This window comes from Paraburkholderia sp. IMGN_8 (assembly GCF_038050405.1).
GTDB lineage: Bacteria > Pseudomonadota > Gammaproteobacteria > Burkholderiales > Burkholderiaceae > Paraburkholderia.
In genome coordinates, this window is the sequence record NZ_CP150901.1 from 3571874 (window position 1) to 3592620 (window position 20747).

Sequence of the window (20747 nt, forward strand, 5' to 3'; positions counted from 1 at the left end):
CGCCCGCTCTATCTGCGGCCGGCGTTGAGAGCGTTTCCTGCAACCACTGCCGGTCATGCTCGTAGAGTCACGAGGTGACACGGTATGCCTTGCGCCATAGGTCCTGGATTGTCGTTCCCGCATTTCTCGACAGTTCGTCACGTATCCGGCGTCGGTACGCTGCACGCGGTGTTGACGGCACCGACTCCACAGGACTTGTCGGACCGTCCTCAAGCGTGCTGGTGCGGCAGATCGCCGTCTCGCTCTCAGACACGCGCTGCAGGCTCAATGCGAGATCGTCCCGGGTACCAAAGAGATACATCGCCAGCAGCAGGTGCCGCGTAACCCGCATATCGCATGCCTTGCTGTTGCCGGGGCCAAAGCGTATCCAGAAGCTCATCCTCTTCGCGGCGAAGGCCGGATCCACTGCGGAGAGAAACGCGTCGCCCAATTCTTCGATCAGGTGGTCCTGGAATGCTTTCGCCTGTACCCTTGCTCCCCACGCGAAGCCTAACTCGCGAATGCGGTTCTGGTACGCAACCCGCAGGCGAATGGGACCCACCCGGCCCAAGGGGCGGTTGAGCAGATTTTGTGTCAAAGTCTATTGTCTTGTGTCGAACTCTATTGTTCGTTCACACCTTGATCGCCAGCAGGAAGGCGATGTCCTGCGCGGCGAGAAGCGCCTTCCAATAACCCGCCCGCTAGTGTGGTTCATCGTTTCTTCGCCGGGCTACAACGCGGGCGCGACCTCCTGGCGCAACTGAACCGGCGCCTGCGACTGCGCGCCCCTCTCAGAAACGACGAGCGCAACGTCCAAACCAGACGCGGGCATTCGGCCGCGGATGATCGGTGTTTACCCGCCAAACCCGCTCTCGCGCTTGCAACACCATCCGGTGCGACCCACAATGTAAGCGCTAACACGATGCCATCTATGCCGGATTAGCAGAAATAACGCGCTAACGTCTCGGCAGCGATTCAAAATGTAAGCGCTAACACGCATTGAGGAATCTCAATTGGAAAAGGCCGCTCCCGTCGGCAGCGGAGGAAAACACGATCGCCGCCGCGCTGAGCGTGATGCGAAAAGGCGCACAGACCTCGATCCCGACGCGCGCCGAACTGGACGAACTTGACGCGCAACTTCCGGCCGCCCGACATCGTATCGGCGCGGCCCGCCGCACCTCAACCGAAAACATGAAACGGAGACAACGATCATGAGCGCAACCCCGAGCCACGAGCAGGTCCCACCGCGAATCCGCCGCGCCCAGATCGTGGCGCTCACGCTGCTGATGGTGAGCGGCATCGTCAACTATATGGACCGCGGGACGCTCGCCGTCGCCAATCCGCTGATCCGCCATGACCTCGGTTTGTCGCTCGGTCAGATGGGGTTGCTGCTCTCCGCGTTCTCCTGGAGCTATGCGCTATTCCAGTTGCCGGTGGGCGGGCTCGTCGACCGGATCGGGCCGCGCAAGCTGCTCGGCATCGGCCTGATCGTCTGGTCGCTCGCGCAGGCTGCCGGCGGCTTCGTCTCGACCTTCGGCTGGTTCATCATTGCGCGGATCGTGCTCGGCATCGGCGAGGCGCCGCAGTTTCCGTCGGCGGCACGCGTCGTCAGCAACTGGTTTCCGCTGCGCGCGCGCGGCAAACCGACGGGCATCTTCAACTCGGCGTCCCCGCTCGGCACGGCACTCGCGCCGCTTTGCCTGTCGATCCTCGTCGTGCAGTTTCACTGGCGCTGGGCGTTCATCGTGACGGGCATCGCCGGCCTGATCGTGGCGGCCGTCTGGCTTGCGGCGTATCGCGATCCCGCGAAAGCCACGATGACCGAAGCCGAGCGGCGCTATCTCGAAGGCGACGAAGCGGATCGCAAGCCGGCGCCCTCGCTGACCTTCGCCGACTGGCGTTCGCTCTTTTCGCACGGAACGACGTGGGGCATGCTGATCGGCTTCTTCGGCTCGGTCTACCTGAACTGGGTGTACCTCACCTGGCTGCCGGGCTACCTGACGATGGAGCGCCACATGAGCCTGATGCATACGGGCGTCGCGGCATCGGTGCCGTTCTTCTGCGGCTTTCTCGGCTCGCTCACGGCCGGCTGGTTTTCCGACCTCATCACGAGCCGAAGCTCAAGCCCGGTCGCGAGCCGCCGCAACGCGGTGGTGATCGCGATGCTCGGCATGGTCGCGTTCACGATTCCGGCGGCGCTCGTCGAGAGCAATACGATCGCGATCCTGTGCATCTCGGTGGTGATCTTCCTCGCCAACGCGGCATCCGCAAGTTCCTGGGCCCTCGCGACAGCCGCGGCCCCGCCGAACCGCGTCGGCTCGCTCGGCGCGATTCAGAATTTCGGCGGCTTTCTGGGCGGCGCGCTCGCGCCGATCATGACCGGCTACATCGCGCAGAACTGGTCGTTCGTACCCGCACTGCTGACGGCTGCGGCAATCGCGTTCGTCGGCGCGATGAGCTATCTGCTGCTCGTGCGCAAGCCGATCACGGACCATCCCGCGCGCGCCGAGACCGTTCGAGCGTCGGCGTGACGTCGGTTCGCGTCCCGACCCATACAAACCCCTCCGAGAGATAACCATGACGACCGCTACGCAAACCGCCACTTCAATCGAAGGCATCGTCCCCGTGATGCTGACCCCGTTCGACGCGTCCGGCGCGATCGACTACACCGGGCTCGAACGCCTGATCGAGTGGTATATCGCTCACGGCTCCGACGCGCTGTTCGCCGTCGCGCAGTCGAGCGAGATGCAGTTCCTGAGCCTTGCCGAGCGCGGCGCGCTGGGCAAGTTCGTCGTCGAGAAGGTGGCGGGCCGCATTCCCGTCGTGATGTCGGGCCACATCTCCGACGACCCCGACGCCCAGGCAGAGGAGCTCAACGTCGCCGCAGGAACGGGTGCCCAGGGCATCGTGCTCGTGACCAACCGGCTCGACCCGAAGCGCGAGGGAACGGAGGTCTTCGCCGCGAATCTCAAGCGGCTCCTTACGCGCCTTCCATCCGACATTCCGCTCGGTCTTTACGAATGCCCGGCGCCGTATCGGCGGCTTCTCTCCGACGACGAACTGAAGATGTGCATCGATACCGGCCGCTTCATCATGCTGAAAGACGTGAGCTGCGATCTCGATACCGTCAAGCGGCGCGTCGCGCTCGCGCAGGGTTCGCCGCTGAAAATCCTGAACGCGAACGCGGCAATCGCGTGGGATGCGATGAAGGCCGGCTCGGCAGGCTTCAACGGCGTGTTCACGAACTTCCACCCTGATCTGTACAAGTGGCTGCGCAACGACGCGGCACAGGATCAGGCGCTTGCCGGGGAACTGGCGACGTTTCTCGTGCTCGCCGCAGTATCCGAAGCGCTCGGCTATCCGGCGCTCGCGAAGATCTACCACCAGCGCATCGGCACGTTCGATTCGATTCGCTGCCGCGTGATCGACTACGACGTGCGCGAACGCTTCTGGGCGCTTGATGCGGTGCTCGACAAGATCGTCGCCGGCACCGAGCATTTCCGCGCGCGCATCGCCGCGCCCGGCGCGGGCTGCTAGGTTCACGGGCGTCTCCCGTCAGGGCTTCGCGATAACCAGAACGTCAGCGCCGACGGCCATGTTCGCTCCCGCGTCGCGCGCGCACGCGGCGGTAAGATGGCGGGCGTTGCTCCACTCACCCGCCACTCACCCTCTGCTTCCTGACCCGATGTCCGACTCCTTCGACCCGCCGGCCGCCGCCCGGACCCCGACCAGCCGTGCCCGCCGCAACACGGGCCGCACCGTGCTTTCCGATGTCGCCAAGCTCGCGGGGGTATCGACGGCAACCGTGTCGCGGGTCTACAACGAGCCGGACAAGGTCTCGGCGAACGTGCGCGAGCGCGTCGAGCATGCCGCGCTCCAGCTCAACTGGTTTCCGAATGCGGCGGGACGCGCCCTCGCATCCACGCGCAGCCACATTGCCGGCATCATCATTCCGACACTCGACGACCAGGTGTTCGCCTCGCAGGTGAGCGGTATGCAGGCCGCGTTCGCGGCACGCGGCATCACGCTCGTGCTCGGCTGCTCGAACTACGATCCCGCGCAGGCGCTCGTGCAGGTGCGCGCAATGCTCGCGCGCGGCGTCGAGGCGATGGCCGTCGTGGGCGAGGCGCATCCGCCCGAACTGTTCGAAGCATTGCGGCTTTATCGCGTGCCTTATGCGGTCACGTATGCGTATCGCGAGGGCAGCCCGCACATCTGCATCGGCTTCGACAATCACGCGGCCTACGCGGAGATCACCGAACATCTGCTCGGCCTCGGGCACCGCTCGTTCGCGGTCTGCATCCAGCCGACCCGCGACAACGATCGCGTGCAAGCGCGCGTCGCGGGCATCCGCTCGACGCTCGAACGCCACGGCCTCGCCGTACGGCCGGAGCACATGTTCGAAGGCGAATCGACGATCGGATTCGGACGGCGTAGCCTGCGCTCGATCTGGCAATTGCCCGGCGAGCACCCGAGCGCGATCATCTGCGGCAACGACCACATCGCGCTTGGCGTGCTGCGCGAGGCCGAGGAACTGGGTATCGCGATTCCCGGTGAACTGTCCGTGACGGGCTTCGACGATCTCGCGATCGCGAAAGAGATGCGCCCGGCACTGACGACGATGCGCGTCGACACCGCCGAGATCGGACGGCTCGCGGCACAGCACCTGCTCGACGCGCTTGATGGCAAACGCCCGCAACACGGATACGAGGTGCATGCGCAATTGCAGGTTCGGCAGTCGACAGGGCCATGCCCGGGATAGCTTCGCGGTGCTCCTGAAGCGCGCAGGAATCGCAGCGAACGGCAGGTGCGTCATGCTCGAGGCAGCACAAGCGGCTGAATCTGCCACCTACGGTGAGTCACCTTGTATTGGTTCGACGAGGTCCGGCCCATCAGGTCCGGACCGGTTGACTTTGCGGGACACGGGAAACGAGGTGAACGCCTCGGGTGGTTCGGCAGCGGTTCGCGCAAGGTGAATGGCGCGTTCGGCGGAGGTTGCCGTGTCCAGATACTCACGAGCGATGTCAGCCGAGAACACGACTGGCCGCCGGTCGTGGACGTCGACCAGCCCGGCGCCGGCATCTGACGTCACGATCACGAAGCCGTCGCCTTCGCGTTGCTCCATGTCCGGACGAACATTGGTCAGGCCTGCAACGTACAACGGTTCGCCGCTTTTCGCCTGGATGGCATAGGGCTGCTTGCCATTGCTCTCCGTTTTCCATTCGTACCAGTAGTCGGCCGGCACGATGATGCGGCCGTTTTTCCACATCGCTGCCCATGCCGAGCTGGTCGCCTTTTCGATCTTCGCATTGATCATCTGCGGAATGCCCTTCGCGACGGCCCATGCGGGCCGGTAGCCCCAATGCAGCAGTCGTACGACGCCGTCCGGATAAATCACGGGCTGACGACTGCCCGGCGCTGCATTCCAGCTCGGGGTATCGGCGGGCGTGGAGTCGTTCAGGAGCGGCCAGCGCGTATCGCGGTCGCTGGCGAGAGGGATCAGGTAGTCGATGCCGTAGCGGGCTCGAGCATAACGACCGCACATAGCGCTCTCCTGGTCGTGGGCAGGATTGGCCACAGGGGGCCTGTATCGGATGATCGCACCATCCAGCAATTGCTTGAAATTGCGCGACCGGCATCAAGCGCTGACACGATCAATGGAAATTGCGCAAGAACAATCAAATAGCCCTCGCGTCATAGGCATATAGTGCACCCTAAACACTGTCATGAAAACGATGCCCCTATGCACAGGCACGTTGGTTCAACGAGAACGATCAGTGATAAGGAGAACGATATGATCTTCAAGACAGCCCGTGAAATGACGCGCGCGTTGCAGTCCCGCGAGATCTCGGCCGTCGAACTGTTTGACGAAGCCGTGACTCGTATCGAACGTTACGACGGCTTGACGAATGCCGTCGTGGTGCGAGACTTCGAGCGTGCGCGTCTGGCCGCGGCAGAGGCAGATGCCGCCCTCAGGCGAGGCGAACGTCGTCCGCTGCTCGGCGTGCCGATGACAGTGAAGGAGTCCTTCGGCATGGCGGGGTTGCCAAAGACCTGGGGGATGCCTGGCACCGAGAAAATCGGGATTGCCGAGGACGCGATCGCCGTGCAACGTCTTAAGCATGCGGGCGCCGTCATTCTGGGGAAGACCAACGTCGCCACAATGCTGGGCGACTGGCAGACCTACAATCCCGTGTACGGCGTCACCAACAACCCTTGGGATCTCACGCGCACGCCCGGCGGCTCGTCCGGTGGTTCGGCGGCTGCCTTGGCGGCTGGGTTCGTCCCGCTCGAACTCGGCAGCGACTTTTACGGCTCCCTGCGGGTTCCGGCGCATTGCTGCGGCATCTACGCCCATAAGCCCAGCCACGGCCTTGTGCCTCTGCGCGGCGCAGGCCCGCCAGGCAGTCCAATGTTATCGGTGAGCGTCGATCCCGACCTCGTCGTGGCGGGACCCATGTCGCGCAGCGCCGGCGATCTCGCGCTGGCCCTCGATGTGCTGGCCGGCCCCGACGACGCGCAGGCGGCGGCCTACCGCCTCGAGCTTCCGCCCTCTCGCCATACCCGGCTTGCCGACTTCAGGGTGCTCATGCTTGAAGACCATCCGGTGGTGCCGATCTCGGACGAGGTACGCGCGGCCATGCGACGTTTTCGCAAGCAGCTTGAGGGAGCCAGCTGCACCGTGGCAACCGGGAGTGCCTTGCTGCCCGATCTGGTGCTCGTGATGCGCACCTTAGGCCAGCTATTTTTGTCATTCATGGGCGCAGACATGCCACTTGAGGAATATCGCGCGCTTCAGCAACGGGCTGCCGAGTTACCCGCGAGCGACACCAGTGAAGCGGCGATGGAGTCACGCGGTCTTGTGCTCAGCCATCGCGACTGGATTGCTGCCGATCGCACCCGGGTTGCCCTGATGCACCGGTGGCGCCAGCTCTTTCGGGAATGGGATCTCGTACTTTGCCCAGTACTGCCGACAACGGCCTTCACGCATGACCACTCTGACATCCGCTCGCGCCGTCTGGAAATCGATGGCAGGCAGATTGCCTACGCTCAACAGGCCCTATGGCAAAGTCTCGCGACTTTGACTGGATTGCCCGCGACCGCATTTCCAATCGGTTTGGGGGAAAGCGGCTTGCCCATCGGGCTCCAGGCGATAGGTCCCTACCTTGAAGACCGGACGCCCATCGCCTTTGCTGAACTAGCCGAGTGCGAATTTGGCGGATTCGTGCAGCCGCCGGCCTTTGCCGAATCGTGACGTGCCCGGGAACTGACCATTGTTAAACAATTTGCCACGGCGTAGACGCAAACGTCAGATAGCATATTGAAAGCACGCGTACCGGGAACGGTATGGTGTTTCCGTGAATGATCAACCTGTTGGGAGCATCGAGAATGAGCATCTTTGGCGATATTGTGAACAAGCTGTTCGGAAAGGCAAAGCCGGATCAACAGCCGCCCGCGGCGGAGCCGACACCGGATCCCGCGGCAGCGCAGGCTGCCGCCCCGGATGCCACGCCAGCCCCCGCGCCTTTGACCGACGTCGACGTCGAAGCCGTGATGGACCAGTTTGTCAGCGAAAGCGGGCAAACACTGAACTGGCGCACGTCGATCGTCGACACAATGAAGGCGCTCGGCGTCGACAGCAGCCTCGAACATCGCAAGCAACTCGCCCAGGAACTGAAGTACGGCGGCGACATGAACGACTCGGCGAGCATGAACATCTGGCTGCACAAGCAGGTGATGGTCGCGCTGGCGGCGAACGGCGGGAAGTTGCCGCCCGAACTCGCGGCCTGAATTCGCTTCTGACGCGTGCCTGACCGAGGGTCTTTCGCCGTTCGCCTCGTTAATTGAACGGACTGAACCTTGAAAAACCTGCGGAACCTGTATATATATACAGTATGTTTGCATATACAGTTCCGGAGGTCGTCATGGAGCATCTGGTGCGCGTGCAGAATGAAGGGGACCGCCGCACGCTCGCGTGGCTGCGGGCGCAGGTCGGCGACGCGGCAATCGCGCAAGCGGCGCAGCAGTGCGGCGGAGCGGCGAAGCCATACCTGTCGGCGGTCTGCCGAACGCTCGGGGTGACTGCGCCGCGATTCAGTACGCTGCGCCGGCTGCGTCCAAGCGCGGCCGCCGAGCAGTCGCTGGCCACGATCCGGCAGATACTGGCTTCCCGGAACGCACCAGCGCGTGAAGGGGCGCGTCGCTGGTGAAAACCTCCGTCGCGTGTCTTAGGGCCGCCAGACCGGGCCCTCAGGAAAGTCATACTGATCGAGCGACGCCGCATGCATTTCGATGCTGTAGCCGGGACGTTGCGGCGGCATATAACGGCCGCTGCGGATCACGACAGGATCGACGAAATGCTCATGCAGATGATCCACGTACTCGAGCACCCGGTTTTCTAGCGACGCCGACACGCAGATATAGTCGAAAAGCGAAATGTGCTGGACGTACTCGCATAAGCCGACGCCGCCCGCGTGCGGGCACACCGGCACGCCAAATTTCGCCGCCATCAGCAGGACGACGATCACCTCGTTCAGACCACCCAGGCGGCAGCTGTCTACCTGACAGAAGTCGATTGCGTGCGCCTGCAGCAACTGCTTGAACATCACGCGGTTATGGCAGTGCTCGCCCGTCGCCACGCCGATCGGCTGAATCCGCTGGCGGATGGCCGCGTGGCCGAGAATGTCGTCCGGACTCGTGGGTTCCTCGATCCACCACGGATCGAATTGCGCCAGGCGCCGCATGTTCACAACCGCTTCGTCGACATCCCACACCTGGTTCGCATCCATCATCAGCTTGCGGTTTTCGCCGATTTCTTCACGCAGAATGCGCGCTCGGCGCATATCTTCTTCGAGATTGCCGCCCACCTTCTGCTTGAAGTGCGTCCAGCCCTGTGCGACGCCTTCACGCGCGAGCCGGCGGATCTTGTCGTCGTCGTAGCCGAGCCAGCCGGCCGAAGTCGTGTAGGCCGGATAGCCGCGCGCCAGCATGTTCTTTTCGCGCTCGCCCCTGGTTTTTGCATGGCGGTGCAGCATGGCAATAGCTTCATGCGGCGTAATCGCGTCGGTCACATAGCGGAAGTCGAGACAACGCACGAGTTCTTCGGGGCTCATGTCGACTAGCAGCTTCCACACTGGCTTGTCTTGCGCTTTTGCCCACAGGTCCCAGACCGCATTCACGACAGCCGCCGTCGCCAGATGAATGGCGCCCTTGTCCGGGCCGATCCAGCGCAGTTGGCTGTCTGAGGTCAGCGCGCGCCAGAATGCGCCCATGTTCGCTGCGATATCCTCGAGCGTTTTGCCGACGATCAGCGGGGCAAGCGCCTGTACCGCACTCACGCAGATCTCGTTGCCGCGCCCGATGGTGAAGGTGAGGCCATGGCCTGTGAGCGTCCGCGGCGAATCGGTTTCGAGCGTCACGTAGGCGGCGGAGTAATCCGGCGCGGCGTTCATCGCATCGGAGCCGTCGAGTGAACGCGAGGTCGGAAACCGAATGTCCCGGACAGACAGCTTGGTGATCGTGGGCATCTGCACACTCTCCTGGTCGACAGCTTTCGACTCGCGCCGATGAGCAAAGAGGGCCGTGGCGCCGAACGGCGCCGCGACCCTCCCTCTCTCGGCCGCGCCCTGGCGGCAACGGTCAATCGTAGAGCACGGCGGCGATCTTGGGATCGCTCATATTGCTCTTGTCGTACCAATAGAAGCCCGTGTCGACTTTCTTAGGCAGCTTCTCGCCCTTCAGCGCCTTCACCGCGGAGTCGACGACGCATTTGCCGATGCCGACCGGGTTCTGCGTGATGGCGCCGGCCATCAGCCCCGAATTGATGTCCTCCTTCTGCTCCTTGCCGGAGTCGTAGCCAATCAGCACGAGCTTCTTGCCCGATTCCTTGACGCCGATCGCCGCACCTTCCGCCGAACCTTCATTGGCGCCGAAAATGCCCTTGAGATTGGGATTGGCCTGGATCATCGCCTTGGCGATTTCCGCCGACTTCAGATGGTCGCCGCCGCCATATTGGACGGAGACGATCTTGACGTTCGGGTGCTTCGTCTTCATTTCATTCAGGAAGCCGTCGCGGCGATCGATGCCGGTGCGGCTGGTCTGGTCGTGCACGATCACGCCGACCTCACCGGCATTGCCGATCGCATCAGCCATCTTGTCGGCGGCGAGTGCGGCTGCGGCAAGGTTGTCCGTCGCACACGTCGTCAGCGGAATGTCGCTGTCGACGCCGGAGTCGAAGGCGATGACCGGCATTTTGGCGGCCTGCGCCCGCTTCAACAGCGGAATGGCCGCTTTGCTGTCGAGCGCGGCGATGCCGAGCGCCTGGGGCTTCTTGGCGAGCGCGGCCGAGAGCATGTCGATCTGCTTATCGACCATGGCCTCGGTTTCCGGACCCTCGAAGGTGATCCTGACCTTATGCTCCTTCGCCGACTGTTCCGCGCCCGCTTTGACGGCCTGCCAGAACTGGTGCTGGAAGCCTTTCGATATCAGCGGGATGTACGCTTCGTCCGCGCGCGCAAGGCTCGTCCCACAAATGAGAGCGCCAACGCCGACCACGACACCGATTAATCTTCTTTTCAACATGGTGTTTCTCCTCCTAAGGGGGGCCATTAACCTTCAGCCGCTGGGGGGAGCCTTTGGCGCTCCCTTTCTTGATCTTGTCCTGTGCAGCGTCAGCTTTTCTTGCGCCGCAAAATATCGGCATAGACCGCGAGAATGATGATGAGGCCGGTCACCACGATCTGCCATTCCTGAGCGACGGACATGATGCGCAGGCCGTTGGTCAGCACGCTCATGATGAAAGCGCCGATGATGGTGCCCAGAATCGTGCCCGCACCGCCGCTGAGCGAGGTCCCGCCGATCACCACGGCGGCGATCGCTTCGAGTTCATAGCCTTGCCCTAGCGCCGGCTGGGCCGAATTCAGGCGCGAGGCAATGAGCAGCCCGGCGACGCCGCAAATTGCGCCGGCCATACCGTAAATGGCGATCTTCCACCGATCGACATTCACGCCGGAAAGGCGTACGGCTTCTTCGTTGCTGCCGAGCGCAAATGTGTAGCGGCCGAGCGCCGTGCGATTCAGCGTGATCGAACTCGCGACCGCAAGGAAAAACAGAATCAGGACCGCGTTTGGAATGGGCAGGCTCGGCAGTACATAACCGATCAGCGAATCCTGAGAGATCATGTAGAAATTTTCGGTGTCGGTGAAATAGATCGGCTTGTCGGCCGAGACGACGAGCGAAAGCCCTTTCAGCAGCAGCATCATGCCTAAGGTGGCAATGAACGGCGGTATTTTCATTTTCGCCGTGAGGGTTCCCGAAATGGTTCCGCAGATCGCGCCCGTCCCAATCGCAGCAATGACGCCGGTCCACATCGGCAAATGCCAGAAGGTCAGAAACACGCCGCAAATGACCGCCGTGAAGGTCATCAACGTGCCGACCGACAAATCGATGCCTCCGGTGATGATGACGAACGTGCACGCGATCGCCAGAACGCCGTTGACCGCCGTCGCCTGCAGAATCCCGAGCATATTGTCCGTCTGCATGAAGGCGGGCGAGGCGAAGCTGAAAAAAAACAGCAGCAGGATCAGGCTCGCGAAGGCGAGCAGCTTTTGCAGAGCGGCCGGCGCGAAAATGCGGGCTCTGAGGCCGGACGGCCGCCCCTCATTAGCCAGCGCCGAAGTATCCGATCGCAGTGTCATAAAATGGACCTCTCCTCTCGAGGCTCACGCCGCTTTTAAAGTTTCTCGCTGCGTCGCCAATTGCATGATGCGCTCTTGCGTCGCCTCCGTGGCCGAGAGTTCGCCGGTGATGCGGCCCTCGCACATCACGACGATGCGGTCGCTCATGCGCAAGATTTCCGGCAGTTCCGACGAGATCATCACGATCGCCTTGCCTTGCCCGGCGAGCGAGCGCAGGAGTTTGTAGATTTCGCTCTTGGCGCCGACGTCGATGCCGCGCGTCGGCTCGTCGAAGAAGAGCACGTCGCAGTCGCGCTCGAGCCATTTCGCAATGACAATTTTCTGCTGATTGCCGCCGGAGAGTAGCCGCACCTCCTGCGCCGCGGAGGGCGTACGAATGGCAAGCAGATTGATGAAATGGGAAGCTGTCCGGCGTATCTGAGCGCGGCGCAAGAAAAAGTTGAGCGACAGGAATTTGGGCAAGTTGGACATCACGATGTTCGATTCGACGTCCATTTTGGTCGCAAGGCCGAAGCGCTTGCGGTCTTCCGAGAGATAGCCGATACCGTGCGCCACCGCGTCGCTCGGCGTCCTAATCGTCGCCTTCACGCCTCTCACGACAAGTTCGCCGGATTCGATCGGGTCGGCGCCGAACACCGCTCGGGCGACCTCGGTGCGACCGGCACCCATCAAGCCGGCAAAGCCCAATATCTCGCCTTTGTGCAGCGTGAAGCTCACGTCTCTGACCAGCGGGCCGGCGTTCAGATTTTTTACTTCGAGCGCGACCTCGCCTTTGTCCGCGGCGCTGTTAGAAGGCGCGACGTCGATCAAAGTTCGCCCGACCATCATGCCGATGATCGCGTCGACGCTGGTGTCCCTTGCGGCGACGGTGGCCACATATTCCCCGTCACGCAATACTGTGACGCGGTCGGAAATCTGTTTCAGCTCGTCCATCTTGTGTGAGATATAGATGATTCCCACGCCCCGGCTCTTCAGCTCGCGGATGATGCGGAAGAGCTCGGCGATCTCGGCGTCGTTGAGCGCCGAGGTAGGCTCGTCCATGATCAGGACGCGCGAATCGAAGGACAGAGCCTTGGCGATCTCAACCATCTGCTGCCTGGCGACGGTGAGGGTGCTGACAACCGCGCGCGGGTCGAGACTCACATGCATGCGGGCAAGGATGTCGCGCGCTTGCGCATTGAGCTTGTCTTCGTCGAGGAACAGGCCGAGGCGTCCGCGCGGCTCGCGGCCGATGAACATATTCTGGGCGACGGTCAGATGATTCATCAACTGGAGTTCCTGATGAATGATGCAGACGCCCATGGCCTGCGCCTCGCGCGGGCTCAAGAACTCGACCGGCTGGCCGTCAAGGAGGATTTCGCCGGAATCCCGGGTGTACACGCCGGCGAGGATTTTCATCAGCGTCGACTTGCCTGCGCCATTCTCGCCCACCAGCGTATGGACTTCACCCATCATGAGCTCGAACTGGACTTCGTGAAGCGCCCTCACGCCGGGAAAGCTCTTGCTGAGCCTTTTGACGGAAATGAGCGGGCTCATGGCGCGGATTTAACGACAATTCCGCGACCGCCGCTGGCCTCATCGCGAGGAGCGGGTCGAAAAAACGCTGGGCGTTGCCGGGTATCGCGGCTGAAATCGCAACGAGAAGCCAGACACATTGCTGGGCCCCCAAACCGATGTGCCACGATTTTACGACGCTGGACGGCTGCGGCTCAAGCGTAGGCATTCCCTAGGGTCTGAGCAAATGTCTCTCGCGCTTGTTTCCCACTATTTGCCGTCCCACCCGTTCCGTGCGCTGGGGAGCGCAAGGCAGCCACGTGGGTCGATTGACTGTCGCCGGTGCGGTCTTCTTCCCGGCCAGATCCGTCATTCCTGACGGCGGATCGAAGATAACGTCAATGTAATGCGAGCGTCAGTGTGCATCAATCTTCGCTGTACAGAATAAGGGTTGTTCACTCCCGTTTCCACGAGGCAGTGAGATCGCAGGCTTCATCCATCGCAGCGTGAAGCCAACCAAACCTAAGTTCAGGAGGTAATTCACTATGAAAGCCCTTATCTATGCAGCGCTGATTGCCGGTGCACTTGCCACTCCGATTGCTTCTTTCGCACAGGACGCCACTGCTCCGTTGACGCGCGCCGAAGTACGCGCGGATCTGGTTCGAGTAGAGCAGGCCGGATATCGGCCCGCCGCCAACGATTTGTACTACCCGGCAAATATTCAGGCGGCTGAGGCGCGCCTTCAAGCGCAGGATGCCACGGCGCCGGGAAACTCGGGTGTAGGCGGCGTGTCGGATGGCTCCACGCAGGCGGGTGCGCCGCGGGCAAACGAAGGTAGCCACACGATCTACTTCGGTCACTGATGCTCACATGTCTCGCAAGCCATCGCCGGCTGCTCGTTTCGGCGTATCGAGTGAGCGGCCGCGTTCGCCCAGGAAGGACAATGCATAAATAATAATTTATTGTTACTGTTAAAAACATTAATTATCGTTTATTTACGGCCGGACCTACGCTGTAGTCATCCCCGTCGCAGTGCGCTCAGGTCTCAGCACTTGAGTCTCTGGCCGGCGAGGGATGGGCGATCGAAGGAGCTGACCATGAACACCGCCGAGAAGTCCCTGCGTTACCTGGTGGAAAAGTGGCTTGCGCCTGCCCCGAACACTCAAATTCGCGTCGTCCAGTTTGGGCATCTACGCGAAGATAGGAGACGCTACGTGCACGTCGAGGCATTAGCGCCGAGCGGCTCCCGAGCAATCTTTTTCTTTCGGCACGACGACGGCTGCTGGTGCGTATTTCCGCCCCGGATCGCGCGCCCCTCGATGAACAGTGATCGGTGGGCCGCTTGATCTGTATCGCAAGCTCGAACAAGCGGTAAAGGGCAAATGGATTGCACCTTTTGCAGTCCGAATATACATGCCAAAACCGATCCGGATCGCCCGGCGCCAGTTCCAATGGGTTAGGGTCTGTTCACATATTCGACGTTACATTCGAACGTCCATATCTTTAACCTGCCCTCTCAACGGACCGCTCCCGGTAGCCGCTGAAGTTCGATTCTGATCCGCTACCGGGGGCGAACATATCGCCCGTGCCTGGCACACCGCGCCCCACTTGTGCGGATACCGCAAGCCTTTATGCCTTGCCGGAATGACTGTTATTCGGCCGGCATGCCTTCTCCCTTCGTTTGCATCGGCGGACTATCCGTCCAACGCAATGCAACTTCAACACATCCCCCTGTCTGCAGAAGAGATTGTCATGTCACTTCAAGCGAAACTCGACCCATTCAAAGCGGATTTCAAAGGCGGAAAGGCCCCGTACTTTGCACCGCCGGCGTCCCGACGCTTCAAGGTCCGGCAAGAGCAAACGGGCGACCGGCGTCTAACCATCGAGACAATATGAAATCACGCACTTTTCTAGTAACGGGTGCCAGCAAAGGCATCGGCCGGGCCGTCGCACAGCGGCTGAACGCAGACGGGCACCGGGTTGTGGGACTGGCACGTCAGGGCGACGACCCTGACTTCCCAGGAACGCTCGTGTCCGTCGACCTGTCCGACCGCGTGAAAACGCAGGCCACGCTCGACAAACTTGCATCGGAATACCAGTTCGATGGTCTGGTCAATAACGTTGGGCTGGTGAAACCGCAGCGGCTGGGCGCCATCGATCTGGACACACTCGACGCCGTCATGTCGCTCAATCTGCATCCGGCCGTACAGGCCGCGCAAGCACTCCTGCCCAGGATGAGCGCCCAAGGCTGGGGGCGAATCGTCAACATATCGAGCCTCACTGTCCTGGGCATCGTGGAACGTACAGCTTATGCTGCCGCCAAGTCCGCCTTGGTGAGCTTTTCACGTTCCTGGGCACTTGAGCTGGCGACCACCGGCATCACGGTTAATTCCGTGGCGCCCGGCCCCACGGAAACCGAACTTTTTAGAGCCAACAACGCGCCAGGAAGCGAAGGCGAGCAGCGCTACCTCGCTGCCGTCCCGATGAAACGCTTCGGCAAGCCAGCCGAGATTGCTGCGGCCATCGCTTTCCTGTTGTCCGAAGATGCTGCTTTCATCACGGGTCAAACGTTGTTTGTCGATGGCGGTGCCTCGATCGGCAAGGCTTCAATTTGAAGACCCTCTACCTGGGAGGTGTCAGCGGGCACGCTCATCGAGTCAAGCCGCTGTATCGAATGCGCCGAACATCTCCTCGACCCACGTGACGAAAGCACGTGCTTTTGCACCGACCATGCGTCCACTCGGAAAAACTGCCCACAGGTCGATGCCAGGCAATTCCCAGTCAGCGAGCACCGGTTTTACCGCGCCACTGGCGATTTCCGGCGCGAACATCCATTCGGACGCGATTGCGACACCCATGTCGGCGAGCACTGCCGCGCGCACGCCTTCCGCGGCGTTCACGCGGACGCGCCCGGCGACGACAATCGACGTTTCCGCATTGCCTCGTTTGAACGACCATACACTTCCGCCGCCGCCTTGCTCATAAACAATCGCGTGATGCGATAGCAGATCGGCGGGTACCCGTGGTTCGCCGGCTTTCGCGAACCAGGCTGGCGTGCCAACGACGCAACGCCGGCTGTGACCGACCTTGCGCGCCGTCATGTTCGAGTCGCCGAGCATCCCCATCCGTAACGCTACGTCGATGCCGCCTTCCAGCAGATCAATATTCTCGTCGTCGAGCACGATATCGATGTTCAGTTCCGGATGTCGATCGAGAAATGTTGGGAGTCGCGGGATGATATGAATTCGCGCAAAGGTCACTGCCGCTGAAATCCTGAGACGACCCGAGAGGGCGCCAGCCGATCCCCTTGCCGCAAAGTCCGCTTCGTCGGCCTCTTCGATCGCGCGCTTCGCGCGTTCGTAAAATGCATTCCCCGCCTCAGTCGGCGTCAACCCGCGCGTAGAGCGGAGCAGCAGTCGGACCGCGAGCCGCTCTTCGAGTTGCGCGATGGACTTGGAAACGGCTGGCTGCCCTACGTTCAGCAGCCGCGCTGCAGCCGAAAAAGAACCGGACTCCACCACGCATACAAAGGTTTCCATCGCTGCCAGTCGGTCCACGATCGTCCCTCCTGGAACGGATGTTTGGGGGTCGCGCTTCGCACCTGCTCTTCGTCTGATCCGGATCGGAGTCCGCGTACCCCACTTCGGGCATCCTCAGAATCTTATCCACTTTAGGCCGCTCGAGTGAGCTTGATTAGTCTTTTTTTGGACACTAAAATGCTCACTCGTCTCATCACAAGGACCACCATGCCTCGTCTGGATTGGCTTAGCCGCCTGCTTGTCATGATGCCTGTCCGAGGTCAGCTTGAAATCCGCTGCTTATACGGCGCACCGTGGCGTATTGCTTACGATCGCGCCGATACCGGCGAGATGCCCTATCACGTCGTGCTTGGCGGGTCAGCCATACTGGAGATTCCGGGAAGCGGTGCGCCACAACACCTGGTGGCGGGTGATATTGTGCTGCTGTCTCACGGCTCGGAACACGTCCTTCACGACGGTAGCGGCGCAGCGCCCTTGCCGGCCAGCGCGCGCGAAAGCTTGAACGTGGAAGTCAGCGAAAACGCTGGAACCGGCGAACGCCTCGATATGCTCTGCGGCCGCTTCGTCCTCACGCCCCCGCACGATCGCTTGATGCGCGACTATTTCCCCGCCACGCTCGTAGTGCGAACATCTGCGCAAGCCGATACAACCAAGCAGAACGCGACTGCGGTCCAGTTGGCAACCTTGGTTGGACTGATTCGCGCAGAATCGACTACCGTGAACCTGGGCGGCTATGCGATGCTCAACGCCCTGTCGGCGGCGCTTTTCGCGCTGACATTGCGCACCGCCAGCGAGTCGAATGCGGTGCCTTTCGGCCTGTTGGCCCTCGCCGCAAATCCACGCCTCGCGCCCGCACTGACGGCCATGTTCAACGAGCCTGCGTATCCGTGGACCCTCCCCGAATTAGCGCAGCTCTGCAATATGTCGCGCGCTACGTTGGTTCGTCAATTTCAGGACAAGGTGGGGCGTTCTGCGAGTGATTTGCTGACCGATATCCGGATGACCCTGGCGGCCAACGAATTGAAGAAGCCATCGACTTCCACCGAAACTGTGGCCGAAGTCGTGGGCTATCAATCCCTCGCTGCCTTCAGGCGTGCCTTCACGCAGCGCATGGGCATGACACCGGGGGATTGGCGCCGCTCGGCGCGTGAACCGGAATAAGTTCGGCCGAAGAACCTTCGGCGTTGTCCGGTGCGCGGGACCAGGCCGGTCCCCTCGCTCTGAGGCGGCTAATTACGAGCGCCTCAGGAAGCCTTGGCACGCGGCGACAACGAGGCGAGAAGCAGCGTGACGCACGCCGCCAACAGCGCGACGTCTTTCAGCAGAAACTGTTCCAGCAACGTCGAAATGATCGGGAAACCGGTCGGGCTTATTTGAGTGATACCCGGCGTACTGAGAACAAAGGACGTCGTCAGCAGGAAGGTGGCGCTCGCCATCGCCGCTCCTAAAGCGGACACCGCCGGAATCACCGATCCGATGATCAGAGCGGCCGCGGTCGTCAGTTCGATCGTCCCTACAACCCGGGCTTCACCTCTCACGCCGAACACGCCCAACCAACTCATAAACGGACTGTGTGAAATCAACGGCGCGATGGCGTCGGCCGCATAGGGCGTGAATTTCTGTATCCCGAACCAGATGAAGATGGCCACCATGGACCACCGCAAAAATGCCAGATGCAGATAAGACCCGCTACTCTTTTCTGCCACTCGGAAATGAATGTTCATGATCTTTCACGCTGCGTCTGTAGAAGTTGCAATGTATTCGTCCACGCGGCTCGTGACACATCGCGCCCGTCGGTTCGTCACGCTTGCCGAATGCCCCGCAGCGAAAGAAGCAGGCGCCGCAAAGAAACGCCTGCCCCGCTGCGCATTACTTGACCGGCGGGAAGTCCAGGTCGGTGTCGTTAATGCGGTTGAAGGTGTTCGTGAACACAATCAGTGCGATGCCCAACGAGATCTCTGCAAGCTGCGCGTCGGTGAAGCCGGCCGCCTTGATCGCCGCGAACTCGTCTGCGCGGATCGTTCCGCTGGTCTGCTGGAGGTTCCGCACGAAGCGCACCAGCGCATCTCGCCTCGCGTCCCCGGTAGGCTGGCCCGCGCGGATCAGCCTGAGCGTCTCCAGCGATAGGCCCGTCATTTTGCCCAGCATCGTGTGTGCAGCCAGGCAGTAGTCGCATCCGGTGAGCTCACTGACCAGCACTTTGATCGTTTCCACTTCCTGCTTGCTGAGCGTGCCGGAAGCCAGAACGCCTTCGGCATTCAGGACTGCCTTGAGCAGTTCAGGCGACAGCGCGCCTAGCGCGACGAACAGGTTCGGGATGCTGCCCGCGGCCTTCTTGACCTGTGCATAGACTTCGGCGGTCGCGCCGGTGGCGGACTCAACGGCAGGTACGGTGATACGGCTCATGGTGTTACTCCTTCATCAGGTGGGTAGGAGTCTTCACTTTAAGCCGAAGAAATGATCCTTATAAGTCTTAAAATGCTCGATAAAATGCTCATTCGTATCATTTCTTCAGTTGGCCGGGCAAGGCGCACATCGCGCTCATCGCGTTACTTCCACGGCTCGCCCGGCGCGGCAACGATCAGGCAGGAAGCTGCGGAGCGGCCGGGAAATCGACCGGTACGCGTGTCGTTCCGTGCAGATAGTTGGTCACCGTCTTGTCGCCGATGACAACGATCGCGTCGACCAGATTGGCCTTGGTCCAGCCCGCTGCGAAAAAGGCCACCACCAGCGCCTCGTCCGCGTGTCCGCGGTTGATCGCGATGTTTTTCACGAGCCGGGCCAGTGCGTCGAACCTCGCGTCGAAGCTCGCCTTGCCACTACGGATCTCAAGAATCTGCTCGTCGGTGAAACCGCTCATCTTGCCGATGACAGTGTGCGCAGCCAGGCAGTATTCGCAGCCGTTCACCTGGCTCACGACGAGGTTGACGACTTCGCGCGCCTTGCCGGTGATGCTGCTCTTCGCGTTCTGGAAGGCGAGGTAGTTGCCGAGCGCGTTTTCAGAATGAGCGAGCGTGGCGTACAGATTGGGCACGCTGCCAAGGCTGCTCTTGAGCTTGTCGAAAATGGCCTGGTTGGCCGGGGACACTTCGTCGCGAGTAGGGACGTTGATGGTGGTCATGCTGATTCTCCTGGGTTGAAAAAAACACGTGATAAAGCGGGTTAGCCGGCGCGTCATTGCGCCGTGTAGCCGCCGTCGACTGCGATGCTCTGCCCGGTGAGGTAGCGCGCCTTGTCGCTAGCGAGGAACACGATGGTTTGGGCGATCTCGTCCGGGGTGGCGGCACGTCGCGCCGGTATCGTCGAAAGGAAGCCCGCCTTGCCCTCTTCGCTGCCGCCGGCAAAGCGGTCGAGCATCTCGGTCGCCACCGGGCCGGGAGCCACGGCGTTGACACGCACGCCGGCGGTGGCGCCTTCGAGAGCCGCACTCTTCGTGATGCCTTCGACCGCGTGCTTGCTGGCCGCATAGACCGAAGCGCCCGCAATACCGACCTGGCCCGCGATCGACGAGAGGTTGATGATCGAGCCCGAGCCCTGGGCCAGCATCGCGCGCATCTCGTGCTTGACGGACAGCAGCGTGCCCAGCACGTTGACCGCGAACGTGTCTTCGTAGTTAGCAGCCGATTGCTCGACGATCGGCGCCAACTGGCCTTCGGTGCCGGCGTTGTTGACCGCCACGTCGATGCGGCCGAAGCGCCCGACGGTCTGCTCGACGGCGTTGCGGACTTCGGCTTCGAAACGCACGTCGGCGCGCAGGAATTCAGCTTCGGCACCGAGGGCGCGCAGTTCGGCGGCGAGTGTCTGGCCTGCCTCTTCGCGGCGGCCGCTGATGACCACGCGGTTTCCTTCGCGGGCGAAAGCGATAGCGGTGGCACGGCCGATTCCGGTCAATGCACCTGTAATGAGGACGACGGGCTGGTTCATGTCAGTGCTCCTTGGGTGAGGTTGCGTTGAATCGCGTTTGCGATGGCTGAACTTTGACTGATTCCAAATGCTTGATATAGACGGTGTATGCTCATATGATTAATTCCCATCAGGA

21 protein-coding genes are annotated in these 20747 nt (G+C 61.7%); 10 read left to right on the forward strand and 11 right to left on the reverse strand.

Annotation, left to right across the window (positions count from 1 at the left end; genetic code table 11):
- Positions 1-67: 67 nt before the first annotated feature.
- Positions 68-577, reverse strand: coding sequence for a hypothetical protein (locus WN982_RS37185; protein ID WP_341316955.1), 510 nt, complete (start codon positions 575-577; stop codon positions 68-70).
- Positions 578-1190: 613 nt separating this feature from the next.
- Here WN982_RS37185 and WN982_RS37190 point away from each other — a divergent pair.
- From WN982_RS37190 to WN982_RS37200, 3 genes are all read left to right on the forward strand, one after another.
- Complete coding sequence (locus WN982_RS37190; protein WP_341316956.1) at positions 1191-2510, forward strand: MFS transporter; 1320 nt, start codon at positions 1191-1193, stop codon at positions 2508-2510.
- Between the two features lie 46 nt (positions 2511-2556).
- On the forward strand, positions 2557-3516 hold the full coding sequence (locus tag WN982_RS37195; protein ID WP_341316957.1) for a dihydrodipicolinate synthase family protein: 960 nt from the start codon (positions 2557-2559) through the stop codon (positions 3514-3516).
- 148 nt (positions 3517-3664) lie between these two features.
- The gene (locus WN982_RS37200) at positions 3665-4741 is read left to right on the forward strand and encodes a LacI family DNA-binding transcriptional regulator (RefSeq protein ID WP_341316958.1); all 1077 of its coding nucleotides are present in this window, start codon (positions 3665-3667) and stop codon (positions 4739-4741) included.
- An 87-nt stretch (positions 4742-4828) separates the two neighbouring features.
- Here WN982_RS37200 and WN982_RS37205 read toward each other — a convergent pair whose 3' ends face one another.
- The gene (locus WN982_RS37205) at positions 4829-5524 is read right to left on the reverse strand and encodes an SOS response-associated peptidase (RefSeq protein WP_341316959.1); all 696 of its coding nucleotides are present in this window, start codon (positions 5522-5524) and stop codon (positions 4829-4831) included.
- Positions 5525-5773: 249 nt separating this feature from the next.
- On the opposite strand from WN982_RS37205, the gene WN982_RS37210 reads away from it, so the two are divergent.
- The 3 genes from WN982_RS37210 (at position 5774) to WN982_RS37220 (ending at position 8189) form a co-directional block, all read left to right on the forward strand.
- Positions 5774-7234, forward strand: a complete 1461-nt coding sequence (locus tag WN982_RS37210) for an amidase (protein ID WP_341316960.1) — start codon at positions 5774-5776, stop codon at positions 7232-7234.
- A gap of 134 nt (positions 7235-7368) precedes the next feature.
- Positions 7369-7770, forward strand: coding sequence for a DUF3597 domain-containing protein (locus WN982_RS37215; protein WP_341316961.1), 402 nt, complete (start codon positions 7369-7371; stop codon positions 7768-7770).
- A 134-nt stretch (positions 7771-7904) separates the two neighbouring features.
- Complete coding sequence (locus tag WN982_RS37220; RefSeq protein WP_341316962.1) at positions 7905-8189, forward strand: hypothetical protein; 285 nt, start codon at positions 7905-7907, stop codon at positions 8187-8189.
- Positions 8190-8207: 18 nt separating this feature from the next.
- Here WN982_RS37220 and WN982_RS37225 read toward each other — a convergent pair whose 3' ends face one another.
- The 4 genes from WN982_RS37225 to WN982_RS37240 form a co-directional block, all read right to left on the reverse strand.
- The gene (locus tag WN982_RS37225) at positions 8208-9506 is read right to left on the reverse strand and encodes an L-fuconate dehydratase (protein WP_341316963.1); all 1299 of its coding nucleotides are present in this window, start codon (positions 9504-9506) and stop codon (positions 8208-8210) included.
- A 112-nt stretch (positions 9507-9618) separates the two neighbouring features.
- Positions 9619-10560 (reverse strand): ABC transporter substrate-binding protein, encoded by a 942-nt coding sequence (locus tag WN982_RS37230; RefSeq protein ID WP_341316964.1) that lies wholly within the window; start codon positions 10558-10560, stop codon positions 9619-9621.
- Between the two features lie 89 nt (positions 10561-10649).
- Entirely contained in the window at positions 10650-11675 is a 1026-nt protein-coding gene (locus WN982_RS37235) for an ABC transporter permease (protein ID WP_341316965.1), read from the reverse strand.
- Between the two features lie 24 nt (positions 11676-11699).
- Positions 11700-13211, reverse strand: a complete 1512-nt coding sequence (locus WN982_RS37240; RefSeq protein WP_341316966.1) for a sugar ABC transporter ATP-binding protein — start codon at positions 13209-13211, stop codon at positions 11700-11702.
- Positions 13212-13714: 503 nt separating this feature from the next.
- On the opposite strand from WN982_RS37240, the gene WN982_RS37245 reads away from it, so the two are divergent.
- The 3 genes from WN982_RS37245 (at position 13715) to WN982_RS37255 (ending at position 15784) form a co-directional block, all read left to right on the forward strand.
- Positions 13715-14032, forward strand: coding sequence for a DUF4148 domain-containing protein (locus WN982_RS37245; RefSeq protein WP_341316967.1), 318 nt, complete (start codon positions 13715-13717; stop codon positions 14030-14032).
- Between the two features lie 234 nt (positions 14033-14266).
- Complete coding sequence (locus tag WN982_RS37250; RefSeq protein WP_341316968.1) at positions 14267-14515, forward strand: hypothetical protein; 249 nt, start codon at positions 14267-14269, stop codon at positions 14513-14515.
- A 546-nt stretch (positions 14516-15061) separates the two neighbouring features.
- A complete protein-coding gene (locus WN982_RS37255; protein WP_341316969.1) occupies positions 15062-15784 on the forward strand; it encodes an SDR family oxidoreductase in 723 nt (240 codons plus the stop codon).
- A 42-nt stretch (positions 15785-15826) separates the two neighbouring features.
- Here WN982_RS37255 and WN982_RS37260 read toward each other — a convergent pair whose 3' ends face one another.
- On the reverse strand, positions 15827-16726 hold the full coding sequence (locus WN982_RS37260; protein WP_341316970.1) for a LysR substrate-binding domain-containing protein: 900 nt from the start codon (positions 16724-16726) through the stop codon (positions 15827-15829).
- A 189-nt stretch (positions 16727-16915) separates the two neighbouring features.
- On the opposite strand from WN982_RS37260, the gene WN982_RS37265 reads away from it, so the two are divergent.
- Positions 16916-17869, forward strand: a complete 954-nt coding sequence (locus WN982_RS37265) for an AraC family transcriptional regulator (protein WP_341319551.1) — start codon at positions 16916-16918, stop codon at positions 17867-17869.
- Between the two features lie 83 nt (positions 17870-17952).
- Here the strand turns inward: WN982_RS37265 and WN982_RS37270 are convergent, their stop codons facing one another.
- From WN982_RS37270 to WN982_RS37285, 4 genes are all read right to left on the reverse strand, one after another.
- Positions 17953-18432, reverse strand: coding sequence for a DUF417 family protein (locus WN982_RS37270; RefSeq protein ID WP_341316971.1), 480 nt, complete (start codon positions 18430-18432; stop codon positions 17953-17955).
- A gap of 145 nt (positions 18433-18577) precedes the next feature.
- Entirely contained in the window at positions 18578-19114 is a 537-nt protein-coding gene (locus WN982_RS37275) for a carboxymuconolactone decarboxylase family protein (protein ID WP_341316972.1), read from the reverse strand.
- A 175-nt stretch (positions 19115-19289) separates the two neighbouring features.
- Positions 19290-19829 (reverse strand): carboxymuconolactone decarboxylase family protein, encoded by a 540-nt coding sequence (locus WN982_RS37280; protein WP_341316973.1) that lies wholly within the window; start codon positions 19827-19829, stop codon positions 19290-19292.
- A 53-nt stretch (positions 19830-19882) separates the two neighbouring features.
- A complete protein-coding gene (locus tag WN982_RS37285; RefSeq protein ID WP_341316974.1) occupies positions 19883-20632 on the reverse strand; it encodes a glucose 1-dehydrogenase in 750 nt (249 codons plus the stop codon).
- Positions 20633-20747: the final 115 nt, after the last annotated feature.

Bases quoted from the DNA above. Each gene is read 5' to 3' on its own strand.
- WN982_RS37190 (WP_341316956.1), top strand. From the start codon at position 1,191: ATGAGCGCAACCCCGAGCCACGAGCAGGTCCCACCGCGAATCCGCCGC.
- WN982_RS37195 (WP_341316957.1), top strand. From the start codon at position 2,557: ATGACGACCGCTACGCAAACCGCCACTTCAATCGAAGGCATCGTCCCC.
- WN982_RS37200 (WP_341316958.1), top strand. From the start codon at position 3,665: ATGTCCGACTCCTTCGACCCGCCGGCCGCCGCCCGGACCCCGACCAGC.
- WN982_RS37205 (WP_341316959.1), bottom strand. From the start codon at position 5,524: ATGTGCGGTCGTTATGCTCGAGCCCGCTACGGCATCGACTACCTGATC.
- WN982_RS37210 (WP_341316960.1), top strand. From the start codon at position 5,774: ATGATCTTCAAGACAGCCCGTGAAATGACGCGCGCGTTGCAGTCCCGC.
- WN982_RS37215 (WP_341316961.1), top strand. From the start codon at position 7,369: ATGAGCATCTTTGGCGATATTGTGAACAAGCTGTTCGGAAAGGCAAAG.
- WN982_RS37220 (WP_341316962.1), top strand. From the start codon at position 7,905: ATGGAGCATCTGGTGCGCGTGCAGAATGAAGGGGACCGCCGCACGCTC.
- WN982_RS37225 (WP_341316963.1), bottom strand. From the start codon at position 9,506: ATGCCCACGATCACCAAGCTGTCTGTCCGGGACATTCGGTTTCCGACC.
- WN982_RS37230 (WP_341316964.1), bottom strand. From the start codon at position 10,560: ATGTTGAAAAGAAGATTAATCGGTGTCGTGGTCGGCGTTGGCGCTCTC.
- WN982_RS37235 (WP_341316965.1), bottom strand. From the start codon at position 11,675: ATGACACTGCGATCGGATACTTCGGCGCTGGCTAATGAGGGGCGGCCG.
- WN982_RS37240 (WP_341316966.1), bottom strand. From the start codon at position 13,211: ATGAGCCCGCTCATTTCCGTCAAAAGGCTCAGCAAGAGCTTTCCCGGC.
- WN982_RS37245 (WP_341316967.1), top strand. From the start codon at position 13,715: ATGAAAGCCCTTATCTATGCAGCGCTGATTGCCGGTGCACTTGCCACT.
- WN982_RS37250 (WP_341316968.1), top strand. From the start codon at position 14,267: ATGAACACCGCCGAGAAGTCCCTGCGTTACCTGGTGGAAAAGTGGCTT.
- WN982_RS37255 (WP_341316969.1), top strand. From the start codon at position 15,062: ATGAAATCACGCACTTTTCTAGTAACGGGTGCCAGCAAAGGCATCGGC.
- WN982_RS37265 (WP_341319551.1), top strand. From the start codon at position 16,916: ATGCCTCGTCTGGATTGGCTTAGCCGCCTGCTTGTCATGATGCCTGTC.
- WN982_RS37270 (WP_341316971.1), bottom strand. From the start codon at position 18,432: ATGAACATTCATTTCCGAGTGGCAGAAAAGAGTAGCGGGTCTTATCTG.
- WN982_RS37275 (WP_341316972.1), bottom strand. From the start codon at position 19,114: ATGAGCCGTATCACCGTACCTGCCGTTGAGTCCGCCACCGGCGCGACC.
- WN982_RS37280 (WP_341316973.1), bottom strand. From the start codon at position 19,829: ATGACCACCATCAACGTCCCTACTCGCGACGAAGTGTCCCCGGCCAAC.
- WN982_RS37285 (WP_341316974.1), bottom strand. From the start codon at position 20,632: ATGAACCAGCCCGTCGTCCTCATTACAGGTGCATTGACCGGAATCGGC.